Below are 17,934 nucleotides of genomic sequence, written 5' to 3' on the forward strand. Positions count from 1 at the left end.
AACCGACGCAACCTGTTTCGGCGCTTTCCTCATGGGTACGTCACGGGCACGCTCAACGAAGGAGAACATCGTGACCACCGTGACCGAGTCCGTGGACGTGAACGTGCCGATCCGTACGGCGTACGATCAGTGGACTCAGTTCGAGACCTTCCCGCAGTTCATGGACGGCGTCGAGTCGATCACCCAGACCGACGACACGCACACCCACTGGGTGACCAAGGTCGCCGGCCAGACCCGCGAGTTCGACGCCGAGATCACCGAGCAGCACCCGGACGAGCGCGTCGCGTGGGCGAGCACCGGCGGCGACACCAAGCACGCCGGCGTCGTCACGTTCCACCGCCTCGCCGACGCCGAGACCCGGGTGACCATCCAGCTCGACTGGGAGCCCGAGGGCTTCGCCGAGAAGGTCGGCAGCGCCGTCGGCGTCGACAGCCACCAGGTGAAGGCCGACGCCAAGCGGTTCAAGGAGTTCATCGAGAACCGCGGTGGCGCGACCGGCGCGTGGCGCGGCGACGTCGAGCGCCCCGGCGCCTGACCATCTGTGGACCGGCCGGGGTGGCATGACGCCGCCCCGGCCGTTTCCGATACGCCATGACCGAAGGGGACTCCATCCGCCACCTGCCGCACGCCGCACTGGGTGGGCAGACCGTCGCCGCCGCGGAGTTCCGGCGCGGCGGCGAGGCCCCGGCGTTCTGGCGGTGCCCGCACTGCCGGCCCGCACCCACGATCGATCGCGACGGTCCGTCATGAACCGGATGACCGGGGCCGACCTCGAGGCCGGCGTCGCGGAACTGACCCGCCGCGAACCCCGCTTCGCCGCCGTGGTTCGCCGGCACGGATCCCCGCCGCTGTGGGACCGCCAACCCGGCTTCGCGACGCTGCTGCACATCATGCTGGAACAGCAGGTGTCGCTCGCGTCGGCCCACGCCACCTTCCACCGGCTCGAAGCGCTCACCGGCACCCTGACCGCCGAGAACGTGCTCCGCCTCGACGACGGCATGCTCCGCTCGGCCGGTTTGAGCAGGCAGAAGGCACGCTACGCCCGAGCCGTCGCCACCGCGGTCGCCGACGGCGCCCTCGACCTGGACGGTTTGGCCACACTCGACGACGAGAGCGTCGACACCGCCTTGCGTACGATCGTCGGCATCGGCCCCTGGACCGCGGCGATCTACCGGCTCTCGGCGCTCGGCCGCCCCGACGCCTGGCCCGCCGCCGACCTGGCCGTCATCACCGCCATCGCCGACCTGTGGCGGCTGCCCACCCCTCCCGCACCGGCCGACACCGTCGTCCGCGCCGAGGCATGGCGCCCATGGCGAGCGGTCGCCGCCCGCCTGCTCTGGCAGCACTACCTGGGCGAACGAGCCTCCCCCGACCACAACGCGCAACCAGCCACCGCGCCGCCGACAGCACCCCCAACCCCGATCTTGTGAATCCGCGCAGCACCGCCCCGCAGACATTCACAAGATCGCCGCAGCCAGGCCCGGCCAGCGCAGCCAGCCCCGCCCCCAACCGCGATCTTGTGAAACCGTGCAGCACCGCCCCCGCAGACATTCACAAGATCGCGGCAGCCAGGCCACATCGCGACAGCCGGCCCGGCCAGTCCAGCCAGCCGCGGCCCCCAACCGCGACCTTGTGAATCCATGCAGCACCACCCCCGCAGACACTCACAAGATCGCGACAACCCGGCCCAGCCAGCCCAACCAGCCCCGCCCCCAACCGCGACCTTGTGAATCCATGCAGCACCACCCCGGCAGACATTCACAAGATCGCCGCAGCCAGGCCACATCGCGACAGCCGGCCCGGCCAGTCCAGCCAACCGCGGCCCCCAACCGCGACCTTGTGAAACCGCGCAGCACCGCCCCCGCAGACATTCACAAGATCGCCGCAGCCAGGCCACATCGCGACAGCCGGCCCGGCCAGTCCAGCCAACCGCGGCCCCCACCCCCGATCTTGTGAAACCGCGCAGCACCGCCCCCGCATACATTCACAAGATCGCCGCAGCCCCGGCCACGTCGCGACAGCCGGGCCACATCCCGTCAGTCCAGCCAGCCTCGGTAGAGGCGGCCGTCCGACGACTCGTTCCAGGCGGCCAGCCACGCCCGCCGGATCCGCGCCGGCGCCCACGGCGAGTCCCGCAGCTCGAGCGGGATCAACGGGTCGTCGCGGATGGCGCGTTCGAGGGCTTCGGCGAGGCGCAACTGCTGCACCAGCGGATCGGCGGCCGGCTCGGCGATCACCGGTTCCACGGCCGCGTACCCGCCGGCGATCGGCCCCGCCGGCCACAACCGTTCGGCGACGGCGAGCGGCGCGGTCACGCCGCGTACGTCCAGTTCGCGGGCGGTCGCGCGGATCAACTGCGCGGGCTCGTCGAGCATGCCGGTCAGGTCGTGCGGGCTGACGTAGAGGCCGGGGGTGAGCGGGGCGGCCCCGGCGTCGAGGAGGCGGCGGCGCAGGGTGTCGCGTACCGATCGTTCGTCCTCCTGGACGCTGAAGGCCAGCAGCCGCCAGCAGCCGTCCCAGGGCGCCTCCCCGGCGTCCTGGGCGAACGCCAGGCGCAGGCCGAGCCGGTCGCGGAGCAGGCGCTCCCGTCCGCGGCCGGTCAGGGCGAGGCTGCCACCGCGCCCGCGCCCGGTTTGGATCACCTCGCCGGCGGCGGCCATCCGGCGGATCGCGAGGCGCAGAGGCTGGTCGCCGACGCCGGCCGCGTTGGCGGTGTCGTAGACGAGTCCGAGCCCGACCTCACCCTCGAACGGCAGAAAAGCCTCGATCACCGTACGCGGCGCCGGGACGACGCCGATCACGACGCGACCGGCCGGCGCATCGTGCGGTAGCGCCGGAAGCCGTAGAGCTCGCCGAGCACGCCCATCGAGCCCTCGCCGACCACCCGGTAGCCGAGCCGCCGGTAGAGGGCCTCGGCGCGCGGGTTGGTGTCGACCACCGACAGCTGCACCTCCCGGTCGCCGCGGGTGGCGGCGTGCGCCTGCGCGGCCGCGAGCAGCGCCGACCCGATCCCTCGGCCGCGGTGACGGGCGTCGACGCAGACGCCGTCGAGGACGAGGACGCCGCCGGCTTCGCTGCGGCCGAGTGGGGCGAGGGCTGCCGAGACCCGCAGCGACGTACGCACACCGAACCGTTCGCGCAGTTCACGCCAGGAGAAGGCGACGGCGCCGTGCCCGCCCTCGTGGAACCCACAGACACCGGCGACCTCACCGCCGACCCGGGCGACGAGCATCCGGTCGGCGCGCAGCACCCCGGTCACGAAAGCCTGACCGCTCGCGTCGTCGGGGAAGCCGGCGCGCAGCTTGCGGCGGAACGCCGCCCAGTACAGCGCGCCGACGCGCGGTCGTTCGGCGGTGGTGAATCCCAGCCCGATCATGAAGTTGAAACTATCACCTACGCTACGGACGTGAACAGAGCGATAGTTTGCGCGATCGTGGCGGTCGTGATGGTGACGGGCGTGGCGGTGGCCGGCAACGACTACCGGATCTCCGAGGAGCGGGTGAGCGTCGGCGACCTCGACGCGGTGCTGGTCCGGCCCCGGGACGGCGAGGCGGCGGGGCTGGTGGTCATGGTGCACGGCGACGGGCCGGTGGAGGCGACCCACGACGGGCTCTACCGGCCGTGGTTCGAGGCCGCCGCCGACGCCGGGTTCGCGACGCTGTCCTGGAGCAAACCGCCGAACTGGCTCGCGCAGACCATGGACGACCGGGCCCGGGAAGCCGGCGCGGCGATCGACTGGGCGCGCGGGCGGGCCGGCGTGCCCACCGGCGCCGTCGTGCTGTGGGGCGCCAGCCAGGCCGGCTGGGTGCTGCCGAAGATCGCGGCGGCCCGCGACGACCTGGCCGGGATCGTCGCGGTCAGCCCGGCGATCAACTGGCTGCGGCAGGGACGATTCCACCTGCTCGAAGGCCTGAGCGAGGCGAGCGACGAGGAGCGGGAGCGGGCCATCGCGATCAGCGACCGGACGCGGCGGCTGCTCGCCGACGACGCCGACTACGCGACCTATCGCGCCACGTCCGGCGACCCCGCGCCGATGGACGCCGCCCGCTGGGAGTTCGTGAAGCTCAACTTCCGCTCCGACGCCACGGCCGACCTGGAGGCCTCACGCGGGCGGCACCTCCCGGTGCTGCTCATGCTCGGCGACCACGACCGCAACGTGGACGTCACCGAGACGGCCGCCACCTACCGCCGCATCCTCGGCGACGACGTGCGCATCGCCCGGTTCGACGCCGCGCACTCGATGGCCCGGCCGGTCATGGAGGACTCCGCGGTGGCCGGGTTCGGCACCGCGGTGCTGTGGCCGAGGGCGCTCCTCGCCGGCGGGGTGCTCGACGAGTACCGCACGTTCCTGGAGCGGCTGTCCCCTCGTACCCGAGAAGGCTCTTGATCTTTAGCGCCCTAGACCTCCGGCTCCCAGGCGATGAGCTGGTCGAAGATGCCCGGATCGCCCTCGACCCGCAGCTGCTCCGCCGTGATCCGGCCGTAGAAGAACTTGACCAGCTCGTCGGCGGTGCCCCAGGCCGCGACGCCGGCCGGCTCCGAGCCCTCGCCCGGGTGGCGGGCGACGCGGGCGCCGTCGGCGGAGAGCCACACCCGCCAGGAACGGCCCTCGGTGGCGTGGTAGTCGACGATCGCCGGCTTGTGCGGCCACGCGCCCGTCGTGGCGCAGCAGGTGGTCAGGAACTCGTCGACCCCGTCGAGCGCCACCTCGGCGGGGAGCGGCTGCGGGGCGCCCACCGCGACCTGGGCGTCGTAGGTGTGCACGGCGAGCTGCTGGAGCTGGTGCCGGGCGACGGCGCCGCTGGTCCGCGGCGACTGCGACGCGCCCCACCACGTCCAGCATTCGCGGTCGGGTCCGGCCTCGCGCAGCGCGTCCAGCAGCTCCCGCACCGACGCGGCGAACCAGGCCGGCACGTCCCCGCGATCCTGGGGGACCTCCGGCACGGTCACTGCGGCGGGGCCCTCGGCCGGTCCGGCGGCGACCGTGGCGGCCCACCGGTAGCGGCCCTCCACCAGGTGCTGCACCAGGTCGAGGAGCGTCCACTCCGGGCAGGTCGGCACCCGCACGTCGAGGCTGGGCGCCGCGGCGACGACGGCCTGGAAGGCGGTCGCCCGGTCGTCCATCAGGCGCAGCAGGTCGGCGTACTCCAAGGTCTTCTCCACCGTGGGTTTGTATCACCACGCATCGACGGGCGACAGCGGATTAACTCCGGTGACCGCGCGTTCACTTCCCGCTGATGTGACGTAAGCAATTGTTGACTTATGTCGCGACCTGCCCCTTTACTAGTAAGCGAACGTTTACATCTCACAGCGGGGACACCATGACCCAAACGACCAACGAGCGCCCGGCCGGCGGCGGCCTGCTCGTGCTCTACCTCGCGCTCGGCGGCCTCGCGTTCGCCTGCCTGCAGTCGCTCGTCTCGCCGGCGCTCTCCACGATCGGCCACGAACTCGGCGCCAGCACCGCCGACACCAGCTGGGTCGTCACCGCGTACCTGCTGTCCGCCTCGGTGCTCACCCCGATCCTCGGCCGCCTCGGCGACATGGTCGGCAAGCGCAAGGTGCTCATCGGCGTGCTCGCCGCGCTGGCCGCCGGCACCCTGGTGGCCGCGCTCGCCACCAACCTGACCGTGCTCATCGTGGCCCGCGTCCTGCAGGGCGCCTCCGGCGCGATCCTGCCGCTCTCGCTCGGCATGGTCCGCGACGAGCTGCCCCGCAAGCGGGTGCCCACCACGGTCGCCGTGCTCTCCGCGATCAGCGGCATCGGCGCCGGCATCGGCATCGTCGCGGCCGGCCCGATCGTCGAGCACCTCTCCTGGCACTGGCTGTTCTGGCTGCCCCTCGCGCTCGTCGTGATCGCGCTGTTCGGCGCCGTCTTCGGGATGAAGGAGTCGCCGGTCCGCACGCCCGGCAAGCTCGACTGGCTCGGCGCGATCGTCCTGTCGGTCACCCTGGTGGCGCTGCTCATGGGCATCAGCAAGGGCCAGGCCTGGGGCTGGGGCGACGCCAAGACGATCGGCCTGCTCGCGCTCGGCGTCGTCGGCCTGCTCGCCTTCGTCCTGATCGAGCTGCGGGTCACCGAGGCGCTGGTCGACATGCGGCTCATGCGCAACCGCGCCGTCTGGGCCACCGACCTGGTCGCCCTGGTCATGGGCTTCGCGATGTTCGGCGCCTTCCTGGTCATCCCGATGCTGCTGCAGCTGCCGCCGGCGCTCGGCTACGGCTTCGGCAAGCCGGTCTCCCAGATCGGCCTCTACCTGCTGCCCACGGTCATCGGCCTGATCCTGTTCGGCGTCGTCGCCGGCGTCCTGGTCCGCAGGTTCGGCCCGAAGCTGCCCATGGTCCTCGGCGCCGGCCTGGTCACCGTCGCCTTCGCCATCCCGGCCATCGCCCACGACCAGATCTGGCACCTGCTGCTCTCCGGCTCGCTGACCGGCGCCGGCATCGGCCTCTCCTTCGCGGCCATGTCCAACGCCATCATCGAGGCCGTCCCGGCCACCCAGACCGGCCAGGCCACCAGCGTCAACGCCATCGCCCGCACCATCGGCAGCAGCATCGGCACCGCCGTCATCGCGGCGATCATCAGCGCCAAGGTGAGCCCGCAGGGCATCCCCACCGACGACGCGTTCACGATCGCCTTCTGGACCTGCTCCGGCATCGCCGTCCTCGCCATCGTCGCGGCCCTCGCCGTGCCGTCCGCCCGCCGCCGCCACGAGCAGTCGGTCGCCGCGGGCGTCGACGATCTGCCGCCCGAGCCGATCGAGCTGCACCTGCCACATCGCGCCCACTCCTGACACCCGCGTCGGGTCCGGCCAGGCGTTCCGCCTGCGCTTGATTCGGCGTACGAAGATGAGCGTCCGAACCCACCGGCCGGGACCGGAGCCGACAGTCGGCTCAGGTCCCGGCCGTCGCCATCCGGGCCGCGGGCACACCCCGCCCGCAGTGCCGGCAAGCACCGCGCCGGCGTAGGTGATAGGTCACGGTGGCGACGCCGAGCGCCACACCCCAGAGCACCCACGGCACGCTGACCAGGCGCAACCCCCACCCGTCGCCGACCGCCGGATCCCACAGCATCATCAGCCCGGCCGGGATCAGCACCACCGCGACCAGGGACGCCGGGACGACGGCGAGGGCCGGCGGCACCGGCCGGCCCGCCCTCCACCGGATCCATCGCGGATAGACCTCGCCCCACCGGCTGACCAGGCCGTGCGTGAGCACGCCGCCGGCCACCGACGCGACGGCCAATCCCAGCCCGATCTCGAGCATGCCGGGCGTCTCCCGCATCATCGTGAGGAAGTCCCGGTCGATCCCGAGCGGGTACCCGACGTACCAGGCCAGCCGGGTGATCTCGTAGGGCAGCGGCGCGAGGCACGCGACCACGACGGCCCACCGACCCCAGTGCAGCAGCGTCCGCCGGGACGGCCCGTCGCCGCCCGGACCGTGCCGGCGACCGCAGTGCTCGCACCGCTCCCTCCGCCGGCGCTGGTACGCCAGGGTGGCCGCGGCCCACAGCAGGCCACCGGCGAACAGGATGATCAGGTTGATCCGGTGCCAGTACAGGATGTCGCCGATGCCGTCCTGCGGCCCGGGCACCCCGGTCACCGCGAACACCATCAGCAGCGGAGCGAAGGCGACCACGGCGATCAGGGTGTAGTCCGGGATGATCAGCGTGAGGGCGGCCGCCGTGAGCCAGCCGAACGTGATCATGGCGGTGGCCGTGCGGCGGGAGCCCGCGCCCCGGGCCATCGTCAGCGCTACACCGGCCGCGGCCAGGCCGAGCACCGCCATGATCGGCGCCCCGGTCGCCGCCTCGGTGCCCTCCAGGATCGAACCCGACCGGCGGTCGTCGGCGATCGGCGCGAACGGGAACCCGTCGCCGCCGGCCGTCCAGTACAGACCGAGCATCGCGTACATCAGCGACCAGCCGGCCGCCGCGTATCCCACCCAGGACGGCCAGCGCCGCCAGACCCATCGAGACATGGCACTCCCCCGTACGACATGCGGCGCAGGTGCGCCGCGTCCCCCTCAGCCTCGATGCGGACCGCCCGGCGCGGCCATCTGCCGAAACGGCGAGGTGTGGCGGGCCGGCCGCCGCGTCCTCCACCGATCGGCGTACGGCGATGCCCGCCTACGATCGGGGCATGACGCGACGGGACCTCGGCTGGATCAGCATGGCGGCCGGCGCCGCCGCGCTCGGTGCGGCGTTCCTGGTCGACATGGACGGCCCGCCGTACCTGTTCATGCTGGTCGTCACCGTGCTGGCAGTCCTCGCCGCGGCCGCGGTGCGCTGGGCGCCGCGCCGGCAGATCGCGCCGGCCGCCGGATCGGCCGCCGCGGCGATGGCGCTGATCGTCTGGTCGTTCACCGGCGGCATGCCCGCGGCCCAGCGGGTCGCCGCGGCGGCGTTCTGGACGACACCCGCCGTGGCCGCGCTCGTCGTCGGCGGCTACCCGCGCCTGATGCTGCACCGGCGGGCCGCGGCCGTCGCGGAGGCCCGCCGCGCCCAGCGCCTGCAGGTGGCCCGCGACCTGCACGACTTCGTGGCCCACGACATCAGCGGGATCGTGGCGCAGGCCCAGGCGGCCCGGTTCGTCGCCGGCAGCCGGCCCGAGGCGGCCGGGCCGGCGCTGGAGCGGATCGAGGCGGCGGGCCTGGCCGCGCTGGAGACGATGGACCGGATGGTCGGCATGCTGCACGAGCCCGACGCCGGCACGGTGCGGCCCCTGCCCACCCTCGACGGGCTGCCCGGCCTGGTCGACCGGTTCCGTGCGGCGGGCCGGCTCGACGTCCGCCTCGACGTTCGGCTCTCGCAGGGCGACCGGCTCGGGCGAGACGACCGGCTCGTGCAGGACGACCGGCTCGGGGAGGTGCCCCGGGACAGTGCCGCCGTGGCCTATCGGGTCGTGGTCGAGGCGCTCACGAACGTGCGCCGGCACGCCCCGGCCGCCCGCCGGGTCGACGTGTCGGTGATTGGCGACGCCACCCGGGTCGAGGTGCGGGTCCGCAACGACACCGGGCCGGTGACGGCCCGGCAGCGCCCCGGCGGCGAGGGCGGGCACGGGCTGTCCGGGCTGCGCGAGCAGGTCGCCGCCCGGGGCGGCACCCTCGCGGCCGGACCGTGCGGCGATGGCTGGGAAGTCGTCGCCGTGATCCCCGGGGCGCCGGCATGAACCCGACCCGGGTGCTGCTCGCCGACGACCATCCCGACGTACGCAGCGGGTTTCGCCTTGTCCTGGACTCGCAGCCGGACATCACGGTGGCGGGCGAGGCCGCCGACGGCACCACGGCCCTGGCGCTGGCCCGCACGCTGCGGCCGGACGTCGTGCTCACCGACATCCGGATGCCCGGCGTCGACGGGCTCGAACTGACCCGCCGGCTCACCGAGGACGGCCTGCGGGTGATCGTGGTGACCACCTTCGACCTCGACGAGTACGTCGACGCGGCACTGCGCCACGGCGCCAGCGGCTTCCTGCTCAAACGCTCCGGCCCGGCGCTGCTGGTCGAGGGCGTCCGGGCGGCGATGGCCGGCGACGCCCTGATCAGCCCGCAGATCACGGTCCGCATGCTGCGCGCCATGGCGAAGCCCGACCGGCCCCCGATTCACAACCCTCTCACCCCGAGAGAGACCGAGATCGTACGACTGGTGGCGCGCGGCCTGACCAACGCCCAGATCGGCGCCGCCCTGTTCATCTCGGCCGGCACCGCGAAGACCCACATCGCCAACATCCAGGCGAAACTCGAACTCGGCAACCGCGTCGGCATCGCCGCCTGGGCCTGGCGCACCGGCCTGGCCGACCCGCACGCCTTCTGATCAATCCTGCGGCTCCGCCTCCAGCCAGGCCTCGCCCACGCACCCCTCCTCGTAGTCCCACCAGCCGTCCCGGGAACCGTCGCGCAGCAGCCGCTTCACCGCCGCCAGATCGGCGCCGGGCGGCACGTCGAGCGCCACCAACCCGAACTGCTGAAGGCCCTCACCCTCGACCCCGAGCGGCGTGAACAGGTCGAGCACCCGCTGCCGCGACCCACCGAGCGCCCCCTCCGCGAACGGGATGATCCGGATCGTGCAGTGTCCCGACCACTCCAGCCGCTCGCCGGCCGTCCACTGACCGTCCTCATCCCGGCGTACCCGGAACAGATCACCGCTGGCCGCGTTCCGCACGAACCACGGGGTGTTCTCCAGCCGGACCGTGTCCGCCGTGACCGGCGCCGCCCACAGCCCTTCCCGGCCCACCGGCGGCCAGCCGTCCGCATCCTGGTCCAGCACGAACACGACCTTCACGAGCCGCCGGTCCGGGCCGTTCCCCGATTCCACCTCATTCACGGCGCCAGCATGCCCGACCAGGGTTCGGACGTCGGTGCTCCCCCGCCCACGGTCTCCGGTCACGCGGGCCGGGACGGTAGGTGGCGATCCACTGCTCCACATCCGCAGCCAGCCAGATCCTGCCCTGAACCAGGTCGGCAACCGGCGCCGGGAAGGTGGCCCGTCTGCTCAGGACATGGGCGCGCTGCCGGCTGATGCCACCCAGCCGGGCCCCGATCTCCCGGATGCCCATGAGCGCGATGGGCTCTTGATCCATGCTCATGGCCGTGTTGTCTCCTTCTCCCTGCCGCCGAACGGGCGCTCGGCACCGTCGACACCGACGACGCGGCGCAGAAGAGCAGTGACCAGAATCCGGAGTGGGTGTACTGGCTGAGCCTGACGCAGCTGAAGAGGAGTCCGCGTAGACGCCGCAGCTCACGATGCGAGCTCGGCCCTCCACTCGGGATGGTCGAAGTAGAACCTGGTCGCCTGGTAGGCCGGCACCGCGTTCGCGCCGAGCCAGGAACTTGGCACCACCAGGAACGGCAGGGCCTGGCCCTCGAACGCCTGGAGGCGGCCGGTGTGGCGGCGCACGCGGGTGCCGGCAGCAGGCAGCGCCTTCACGGTGATCCAGGGGTCGGAGGCGTCGCGGGCCTGGACGTCGACGACCGCGTCCCAGGGAAGGAAGTGCTCGAGGACCAGGGAACGGTGGTAGATCCCGGTGGGGGTCAGCACGAGCGTGCCGGGCGCCAGGCGCAGCAGGACGACGAGAAACCAGCCGAGGAAGACGGCGAACGGGAAGGCCACGATCGCCGGCGGGCGGGCGGCCAGGAGGACGGTCCCGGCCAGCGTGACGGTCAGCAGGTAGTAGGGCAGCCGGGCGTACGAGAAGGCACGGCCCTTCTCTCCCTGGTCGGTGACGCCGGTGACGTGACCGTTTCCGGCGGGGCGGGGGCGCCACAGACCCGTGATGCCGATGGCGGCGACGTGCCCGGCGACGACGGCCGTCAGGCCGTACCCGGAAGCTTCCGCGAAATCACCGGCCGGCACTGCCACGGCGAGGAGGACGCTGACCAGGCCGAGAAAGACCGAGGCGAGCACGCGGACGGCGGACCGGCGCGGCTTCGGCCATCCGAGGGGCGGATCAGGGTACGGGTGCATGCGCCTCCGCCTTCGTGAGACCGAACCACCTATCGGGATCTACGCCGGCATCGTCGCAGTGGTTCATCGGGGTACGGTCGGGCGATGCCCGTCGAACTGCGCCCCGCCACCGAGCACGACGCCGACGCGATCGCGGTGATCTGGGAGGCGGGGTGGCGCGACGGTCATCTCGGCCACGTGCCCGCCGAGCTGGCCGCCCTGCGTACCCCCGAGACTTTCAAGGCTCGAACCACGGAACGCATCGCTCAGACGACCGTGGCCGAGGTCGGCGGCCGGGTCGCCGGGTTCGTCATGGTCGTCGGCGACGAGGTGGAGCAGGTCTACGTCGACGCCGGCCATCGTGGCAGCGGCGTCGCCGGCATCCTGCTCGCCGCGGCGGAGCGCCAGGTCGCCGACGCCGGGCACCCGACGGCGTGGCTGGCCGTAATTCCCGGCAACGCGCGGGCCCGCCGCTTCTACGAACGCCGCGGCTGGGTCGACGACGGTGGTTTCGGCTATGAGGCCGCCCACGCCGGCGGCTCCGTGACGGTGCCGTGCCGGCGCTACCTCAAGGAGGTCCCGTAACGGTCAGAGCAGGCCGGCGAGCCGGTACAGCACGAGTGACCCGGCGACCGCGACGTTGAGGCTCGACCCGGTGCCCACCATCGGGATCTCCACGGCGCTGTCCAGCAGGTCGAGCGCCTCGTCCGGGATGCCGGTGGCCTCGTGGCCGAGCACCATGACGGTCCGGCGCCGGGCGGCGGGCAGGTCGGCGAGCCGGATCGCTTCGTCGGCCAGTTCGACGCCGACGATCACGGTGCCGGCGCGGCGTTCCCCGGCGAGCCAGTCGAGCGGGCTGCGGATCCGGTGCACGCAGGCGGGTTGCCGCAGCGTGTTGCCGCGGGCGAGCGCCTCGTCCACCCATCCGAACGGCGGCACCGCGAGGCAGGCCCCGACGGCGTCGCAGGTGCGCAACAGCGTGCCGAGGTTGGCGCCGTGCATCGGCCACAGCGGCGCCGCGACGAGATGTCCCCAGCATCGGTGCCGGCGAGGACGACGTGTTGCCCGGATCTCGGTGGGTTTCCGGGTTCGGATCGAGGCTTTCACCGTACGAGGGGAGAGCCGCTCCGGCAGTCAGGAGTCATGTGAGAGCGTGCTTCGCGGCGCACGCGGGCCATCGTCGAGGTGTTCGGCGGCCAGGATACCGGACCGTCAGTTGATCGGCTCGCCCTCTTTGACCACCCCGGGTCCCCTGGTCAGGTCGCACAGGGCGCTCACCTGCGTCTTCGTGACGTCGGCTGTCTCCGGGACGGTGTTCTTCTGCGACATCGCGGTGATCGGCGAGGTGGTGCCGCCGACCTGGCAGGCGCTCTGCTTGGTCTGCCCGTCGATGTTGCCGCCGACGAGCTTGCCGGCCGTGTCGCGCCAGGCGAAGGTGATGCCGCGGGACAGCAGGTCGGTGCAGTTCGGGCTCTCCGTGGTGAACGCGACGAGCGCCGAGCCGTCCGGTTCGCGGCCGCTGCCGTCCGGGGAGACGGTGGCCGGGATCGGGGCGAGGCCGTCGGCGGCGTCTCCGGGCGGCAGCCAGCCGGTGACGGCGGGCTCGATCGTGACGGTGTCGACGGTCGCCTTCTCGTCCACGACCAGGGTGTCCCCGATCGCCGCCTTCTCGCCGGGCGCCAGCAGCGGAACCTCGATCATCTTGTATTTCGCCTGCTCGCCGGAGACGACGGAGGTGCCGGACGCGTCCAGGGCGTCGAAGACCACACGGGTACGGTAGGCGACCTGATCGCCGGTGTTCTCCAGCACCGCCCCGATGCTCACCCGCGCGAACGAGGTGGCGTTGCGCGCGAAGTCGGCCTTCACCACGGTGTATCCCTGTTCGGCGACCTTCACGGCGGTGGTGTCCGGCGCCGCCCCGGCCGCCGGTGGCGTGGCAAGCTCGCAGGCGGCGGCGTCCGGGTCGCCGTCGCCGTCGCCGGAGTCGCAGCCGGAGATCGCGAGGGCCAGCAGGATCACGCCTGCGATGGTTCCGCGAGATGTACGCCGCACAGCCGCTCCCCTATTCCTCGCCGTAGTGCTTGCTGGACAGTGCCACGAGTTTCGCGTACTGGTCGCGGATCAGCTCGCCGGCCGCTTCCCCGGCCGCCGCCGCGAACTGCCACTCGTCGAGCGCGCGCAGCGTTCCCGGGCGGATGCCGACCTCCCAGCCGCGCATGCCGACCGACCGGATCGTGACGTCGCCGTACGCGGACGAGCCGTAGACCACCAGCTCGTCGCGTTCGGCCCGCCACTGCCGGTCGCGTTCCCCGGCCGGCGGGTCGTCGCCGGCCGCGTCGGTGCCGGTGACGTCGCCGTAGATCCGCCAGTATTCGCGGGTCCGGGCCACCCACAGCCTGCCGGCCAGCGCCTCGAGGCGGCGTTCCAGCTCGGTCTCGTCGGTGAACTGCCGGTAGGCGCCGTCGCGGAAGGTCAGGGACAGGCCGTCCCGGCCGTACAGTTCGGCGGTGATCCCACCGTCGGGTGTGGACACGGCGATGTGCATGGTGTCGACGCGGTCGGCCAGTTCTCCCATGGTGGCGTCACCCCTCCGCCGTGCCGAGGCCGAGGACGTCGTCGCGGATCGTCGCCGCGGTGGCGTCGGCCAGCCCCGGCCGCGGCGCGATGATCCGGTCCGGGTTCTGGTGCAGCACGCCGAGGGCGTTGTCCATGGCGTCCCGGATGACCGTCTCGGCCGCGACGATCTGCGCGCTCAGCTTCGCCAGCGCGTCCCGGATGCCGTTGACGATCTCGCCGGCGTTGCGGCCGCTGAACGTCACCTTCTCCTTGTCGGCCATCGGCACCGCGGCGCCCGAGGCGAACGCCTCACCGACGATGGTCAGCCCGATCGCCAGGCCGCCGGTGGAGACCGACGCGCCGACCGCGAAGATCGAACCGGCGACGGTCAGCAGGAACGCGACGTCCTTCGGGTTGCAGTCGAGCATCGAGTCCAGCGACGCCTGCGCCTGATGCGCCAGGTCGTCGACGTTCTTACGGGCCTCACGCCACAGCGCGTGCTCCGCCTCGATCCCGCCCTTGAGCGCGATCACCAGCGCGAACTGGTTCGAGGTGATCGAGTCCCACTTCGACAGGTAGTCGCTCTTGAACTTGTGCCCGGCCTCGCCGTACCAATCCTTGACCAGGCCTTTGACGTCGTCCATCAGGCCCAGGTCGGGGTTGGTGAGCACACTCGCCGCGTTGTACGGCAGCTCGCCCTTCTCGTGGTTGAGCGTGGTCGCGGCCTGCGCCAGGACGTCGCGCAGCGGGATGAACGCCTCCGGGTCGGGCATGCCCAGGAACGGCGTGAACAGGTCGGCCACGCCGGAGAACTTCGCGGCGGTCAGATCGGCGGCCGAGCGCACCACCTCGTCGTCCATGAACGAGTCCCAGAACCGGTTCTCATCGGAGTCGTACCCGAAGCCCCGCTGCCGCATATCCATGATCACTGCGGAGCGTTCGAGCTGGATCGCGTGCTGGGCGAGTTGGTCGTAGCTCATGACGTGACCCCGTGCGCGTGGTCGAGCCCCTGCTTGAGCTCCTCGAAGTGCCGGGCCGCTATCGCGTCGGTCTTGCCGTACTCGTCGGCCGCCATGATCAGCGCATCCCCGGTGTCCTCCATGTTCACCGCCGTCGTCGCGATCACCTCGATGATCGCGTCCCGCAGCGCCTCCCAGGAGCCGAGCGCCGGCCCGGACGAGCCACCCAGATCCGGGTGCCGCGCGAACACCCCGGTCATGCCGTAGGTGCGCACCAGCGCCGCGCCGGCGCCCCGGAACTCGACGGCCAGCGCCTTCATCTTGAACCGGCCCGCGTCGTAGAGATCGACGAGGTCCGCGCCGAGCTCCTCACCCGAATGTGGCATGACCAGCCCTTCCCCTCGTGGCGTGTCATCACCGTATACGCGCCGCCGTCCGATGTGGTTCGGTCCTCATCGCGACAGTTCGCCCGGTGGAGGTGCCGGAGGGCGTGGCGTCGCCGTGGATGATGGGCCGATGCTGTTGCTGTTTCCCGCTGACGTGTTGCGCCCCCGCCGCCCGGACGAGCACTTCGCCGACGAGGCGGCGGCCGCCCGCGCGGCCGGGCACCACGTCGCCCTGGTCGACCACGACGCGCTCACCGGGGGCGGTACGCCGGAGAGCGCGGTCGCCCGGGTGCCCGCAGGAACGGACGCCGTGTATCGCGGCTGGATGATGAGCAGCGAGCAGTACGCGGCGATGGCCGGCGCCCTCGCCGCGCGGGACGTCACCCTGCGCACCAGCCCGGAGCAGTACCGCCGGGCGCACGAGCTGCCCGGCTGGTACGACACGATGCGGCCGCACACGCCCGAATCGGTGTGGGGCGCCGACTTCTCCGCCGTCCGCGCGGAACTGGGGACCGGCCCGGCGGTGCTGCGTGACTGGACCAAGTCGATGAAGCACTACTGGCACGAGGCCGCCTACATCCCGGACGTCGCCGACGCCGAGGCGGCCTCGGCGGTGGCGGCCCGGTTCCGGGAGCTGCGCGGCGACGACTTCACCGGCGGTTTCGTCCTGCGCCGCTTCGAGACGTTCACCGGCGCGGAGGCCCGCACCTGGTGGGTCGGCGGCGAGTGCCGGCTGATCACCGCGCACCCGGACACCGACGGCGACCTGCCGCCCGCCGGCCTCGACGTCACCCCGTTCGCCGCGGCCATCCGGGCGTTGCGGCTGCCGTTCGTGACCGCCGACCTCACCCGCCACGAGGACGGCCGGTGGCGCGTCGTCGAGGTGGGCGACGGCCAGGTCAGCGACCGCCCCCGCGGCACCGACGCGGCCGAGTTCATCGCGGCCCTGGCCTCCTGAACCTCACACCGGCCTGAGAGAGGGTGAACAGGCCTTGACGGTTCGCTCCAAGGCGCCACCTGACAAAGGTCAAAGAGCGCTCTTCGCGGCGGTGACGATGACGTCGGCGACGACGTCGGGCTGCGTCAGAAAGAGAGCGTGGCTGGCGGAGACGTTGGTGATCTCCGCGCCGATGCGCCGGGCCATGTGCTGCAGCATCGCCTGGTCGAACGCCCGGTCCTCGGTGGCGATGACGGCCCAGGTCGGCTTGTCGTGCCACGCCGCGTTCTTCACCGGCGTCGCGAACACCGCCATGTTGATCGGCACCTGCGAGTCGCGCAGGAATGCGGCGTCGGCGTCGCTGGTGTCGGCCGCGAACCCGGCCTTGAACTTGTCGCGGTTGATGAGGCCGAACCCGTCCTCGGCGACGTCGATGACGAAGTCCGGTGTCGGCGCGAATCCCTCGTACTGTTGCGCGGTCGTCTCGCCGGCATCGGGCGCCAGTGCCGACACGTAGACCAGGCCGGCGGCCTTCGGATGCACGCCGGCCTCGGTGATGACCGTGCCACCCCACGAGTGGCCGACCAGGATCGCCGGGCCGTCCTGAAGATCGAGCGCCCGCGTGGTGGCGGCGACGTCGTCCTCCAGCGAGGTGAGCGGGTTCTGCACGATCGTGACCCGGTAGCCCTGGGCGGTCAGCCGGTCATGGACGCCGCGCCAGCCGGAACCGTCGGCGAACGCGCCGTGGACCAGCACGACATTTCGAATACTGCTCATGATCCTCGTCCCCCTATGCCGAAGTTCTGTGTTCTGCATGCAATATATTGCACACAGCCGACGGTATTCAAGACATCTGTCGATGGGATGCCGGCCGGAAGATGAGAGGCTTACTCCTCCGACAGACCGAAATCTGTGCGCGGGTCCAGGCTCATCCAGTTGTCGCGCGCCGCCGCTGCCGCGCCCTCGACATCGCGGGCCGCGCACAGTTCGATGATCCGGTCGTGCAGGGCCACCGAGCCACGGGCGCTCACCGACGAGAAGCGCAGGCGCTCCAGCCTCCGCAGCACCGGCGTGAACTGCTCCAGCACCGACCGGACCGCCGGGTTGGCGGCCGCGGCCACCGTGATCCCGTGGAAGTCGTCGTCGGCGGCGATCGCCGCGTCGACGTCCTCGGCCTTCAGCGCCGCCGCGAAGCGCGCGTTGGCATCCTGCATCGCCGCGATCTCGTCGTCCGTCAGCACCGGCACCGCCTCACGCACGGCGAGCTCGTGCATCGCCGCGGTGACCGTCTGCGCCGACCGCGCCGCGCGGACGTCGAGCGGGCTGACCATCGTGTAGCGGCCCGGTTTGGTCTGCACGAGACCGGACTCCTCGAGCTTGGCCAGCGCCTCACGCACCGGGGTGCGGCTGACCCCGAGCCACTGGGCGAGCTCGATGTCGTTGAGCCGCTCCCCCGGCTGCAGCGTGCCGTCCACGATCGCGTCGCGGATCGACTGGTACGCGTTCTCGCGCAGCAGCGATCGGGCGATGACACCTGTACGCGGCGGGATCGGCATGCAACATATTCCACACCGCATGACGGATACCGGTCAAACGCGCGCTTTCCGACGGCGGCGGGCCCGTGAACGTGAGAATCCTCTTTCCTGATAACGGTCT

22 protein-coding genes are annotated in these 17,934 nt (G+C 72.2%); 9 read left to right on the forward strand and 13 right to left on the reverse strand.

The features are described 5' to 3' along the window. Positions 1-70: 70 nt before the first annotated feature. From AB0G10_RS14315 to AB0G10_RS14325, 3 genes are read left to right on the forward strand one after another with little or no spacing between them, the layout of a single operon-like run. On the forward strand, positions 71-535 hold the full coding sequence (locus AB0G10_RS14315; protein ID WP_360920112.1) for an SRPBCC family protein: 465 nt from the start codon (positions 71-73) through the stop codon (positions 533-535). A 56-nt stretch (positions 536-591) separates the two neighbouring features. Next, a complete protein-coding gene (locus tag AB0G10_RS14320) occupies positions 592-750 on the forward strand; it encodes a hypothetical protein (RefSeq protein WP_360920115.1) in 159 nt (52 codons plus the stop codon). Continuing rightward, complete coding sequence (locus AB0G10_RS14325; RefSeq protein ID WP_360920118.1) at positions 747-1,430, forward strand: DNA-3-methyladenine glycosylase 2 family protein; 684 nt, start codon at positions 747-749, stop codon at positions 1,428-1,430. Before AB0G10_RS14320 ends, AB0G10_RS14325 begins: the two co-directional genes overlap by 4 nt. Positions 1,431-2,036: 606 nt before the next feature. Here the strand turns inward: AB0G10_RS14325 and AB0G10_RS14330 are convergent. Together AB0G10_RS14330 and AB0G10_RS14335 are read right to left on the reverse strand one after the other, a co-directional pair. Then, the gene (locus AB0G10_RS14330) at positions 2,037-2,801 is read right to left on the reverse strand and encodes a PaaX family transcriptional regulator (protein ID WP_360920121.1); all 765 of its coding nucleotides are present in this window, start codon (positions 2,799-2,801) and stop codon (positions 2,037-2,039) included. Next, on the reverse strand, positions 2,798-3,376 hold the full coding sequence (locus AB0G10_RS14335; protein WP_360920124.1) for a GNAT family N-acetyltransferase: 579 nt from the start codon (positions 3,374-3,376) through the stop codon (positions 2,798-2,800). Before AB0G10_RS14335 ends, AB0G10_RS14330 begins: the two co-directional genes overlap by 4 nt. A gap of 30 nt (positions 3,377-3,406) precedes the next feature. Between AB0G10_RS14335 and AB0G10_RS14340 the strand changes: the two genes are divergently transcribed. Next, positions 3,407-4,387, forward strand: coding sequence for an alpha/beta hydrolase (locus AB0G10_RS14340; RefSeq protein ID WP_360920126.1), 981 nt, complete (start codon positions 3,407-3,409; stop codon positions 4,385-4,387). Between the two features lie 11 nt (positions 4,388-4,398). On the opposite strand, the gene AB0G10_RS14345 is transcribed toward AB0G10_RS14340, so the two are convergent. Continuing rightward, positions 4,399-5,163, reverse strand: a complete 765-nt coding sequence (locus AB0G10_RS14345; protein ID WP_360920129.1) for a maleylpyruvate isomerase family mycothiol-dependent enzyme — start codon at positions 5,161-5,163, stop codon at positions 4,399-4,401. A 158-nt stretch (positions 5,164-5,321) separates the two neighbouring features. Between AB0G10_RS14345 and AB0G10_RS14350 the strand changes: the two genes are divergently transcribed. Continuing rightward, positions 5,322-6,794, forward strand: a complete 1,473-nt coding sequence (locus AB0G10_RS14350; RefSeq protein WP_360920132.1) for an MFS transporter — start codon at positions 5,322-5,324, stop codon at positions 6,792-6,794. 100 nt (positions 6,795-6,894) lie between these two features. On the opposite strand, the gene AB0G10_RS14355 is transcribed toward AB0G10_RS14350, so the two are convergent. Continuing rightward, a complete protein-coding gene (locus AB0G10_RS14355) occupies positions 6,895-7,980 on the reverse strand; it encodes an NYN domain-containing protein (RefSeq protein WP_360920135.1) in 1,086 nt (361 codons plus the stop codon). A gap of 161 nt (positions 7,981-8,141) precedes the next feature. On the opposite strand from AB0G10_RS14355, the gene AB0G10_RS14360 reads away from it, so the two are divergent. Together AB0G10_RS14360 and AB0G10_RS14365 are read left to right on the forward strand one after the other, a co-directional pair. Next, positions 8,142-9,170: a histidine kinase gene (locus AB0G10_RS14360; protein WP_360920138.1), complete on the forward strand. Its 1,029-nt coding sequence runs from the start codon at positions 8,142-8,144 to the stop codon at positions 9,168-9,170. Beyond that, positions 9,167-9,811, forward strand: coding sequence for a response regulator transcription factor (locus AB0G10_RS14365; RefSeq protein WP_360920141.1), 645 nt, complete (start codon positions 9,167-9,169; stop codon positions 9,809-9,811). The genes AB0G10_RS14360 and AB0G10_RS14365 overlap by 4 nt, the downstream gene beginning before the upstream one ends. Here AB0G10_RS14365 and AB0G10_RS14370 read toward each other — a convergent pair whose 3' ends face one another. Continuing rightward, positions 9,812-10,321, reverse strand: a complete 510-nt coding sequence (locus AB0G10_RS14370; RefSeq protein ID WP_360920144.1) for a DUF4265 domain-containing protein — start codon at positions 10,319-10,321, stop codon at positions 9,812-9,814. It abuts the gene before it with no gap. A 414-nt stretch (positions 10,322-10,735) separates the two neighbouring features. Next, entirely contained in the window at positions 10,736-11,461 is a 726-nt protein-coding gene (locus AB0G10_RS14375) for a hypothetical protein (RefSeq protein ID WP_360920147.1), read from the reverse strand. A gap of 84 nt (positions 11,462-11,545) precedes the next feature. Here AB0G10_RS14375 and AB0G10_RS14380 point away from each other — a divergent pair, with 84 nt between their 5' ends. Then, on the forward strand, positions 11,546-12,025 hold the full coding sequence (locus AB0G10_RS14380) for a GNAT family N-acetyltransferase (protein WP_360920150.1): 480 nt from the start codon (positions 11,546-11,548) through the stop codon (positions 12,023-12,025). Between the two features lie 3 nt (positions 12,026-12,028). On the opposite strand, the gene AB0G10_RS14385 is transcribed toward AB0G10_RS14380, so the two are convergent. From AB0G10_RS14385 to AB0G10_RS14405, 5 genes are all read right to left on the reverse strand, one after another. Further along, the gene (locus AB0G10_RS14385; RefSeq protein ID WP_360920153.1) at positions 12,029-12,442 is read right to left on the reverse strand and encodes a TrmH family RNA methyltransferase; all 414 of its coding nucleotides are present in this window, start codon (positions 12,440-12,442) and stop codon (positions 12,029-12,031) included. Positions 12,443-12,652: 210 nt separating this feature from the next. After that, the gene (locus AB0G10_RS14390) at positions 12,653-13,459 is read right to left on the reverse strand and encodes a hypothetical protein (RefSeq protein ID WP_360920156.1); all 807 of its coding nucleotides are present in this window, start codon (positions 13,457-13,459) and stop codon (positions 12,653-12,655) included. 43 nt (positions 13,460-13,502) lie between these two features. Next, on the reverse strand, positions 13,503-14,015 hold the full coding sequence (locus tag AB0G10_RS14395) for a hypothetical protein (RefSeq protein ID WP_360920159.1): 513 nt from the start codon (positions 14,013-14,015) through the stop codon (positions 13,503-13,505). Positions 14,016-14,022: 7 nt separating this feature from the next. Next, the gene (locus AB0G10_RS14400; RefSeq protein ID WP_360920162.1) at positions 14,023-14,976 is read right to left on the reverse strand and encodes a hypothetical protein; all 954 of its coding nucleotides are present in this window, start codon (positions 14,974-14,976) and stop codon (positions 14,023-14,025) included. Beyond that, the gene (locus tag AB0G10_RS14405) at positions 14,973-15,341 is read right to left on the reverse strand and encodes a hypothetical protein (protein ID WP_360920164.1); all 369 of its coding nucleotides are present in this window, start codon (positions 15,339-15,341) and stop codon (positions 14,973-14,975) included. Before AB0G10_RS14405 ends, AB0G10_RS14400 begins: the two co-directional genes overlap by 4 nt. 130 nt (positions 15,342-15,471) lie before the next feature. Here AB0G10_RS14405 and AB0G10_RS14410 point away from each other — a divergent pair, with 130 nt between their 5' ends. Then, the gene (locus tag AB0G10_RS14410) at positions 15,472-16,299 is read left to right on the forward strand and encodes an ATP-grasp domain-containing protein (protein ID WP_360920166.1); all 828 of its coding nucleotides are present in this window, start codon (positions 15,472-15,474) and stop codon (positions 16,297-16,299) included. A 69-nt stretch (positions 16,300-16,368) separates the two neighbouring features. Here the strand turns inward: AB0G10_RS14410 and AB0G10_RS14415 are convergent, their stop codons facing one another. Both AB0G10_RS14415 and AB0G10_RS14420 read right to left on the reverse strand, forming a co-directional pair. Beyond that, positions 16,369-17,055 (reverse strand): alpha/beta hydrolase, encoded by a 687-nt coding sequence (locus AB0G10_RS14415; protein ID WP_360920169.1) that lies wholly within the window; start codon positions 17,053-17,055, stop codon positions 16,369-16,371. Between the two features lie 110 nt (positions 17,056-17,165). Then, the gene (locus AB0G10_RS14420) at positions 17,166-17,834 is read right to left on the reverse strand and encodes a GntR family transcriptional regulator (protein WP_360920170.1); all 669 of its coding nucleotides are present in this window, start codon (positions 17,832-17,834) and stop codon (positions 17,166-17,168) included. Positions 17,835-17,934 lie beyond the last annotated feature (100 nt).

This window comes from Actinoplanes sp. NPDC023714 (assembly GCF_040639855.1).
Taxonomy (GTDB): Bacteria; Actinomycetota; Actinomycetes; order Mycobacteriales; family Micromonosporaceae; genus Actinoplanes.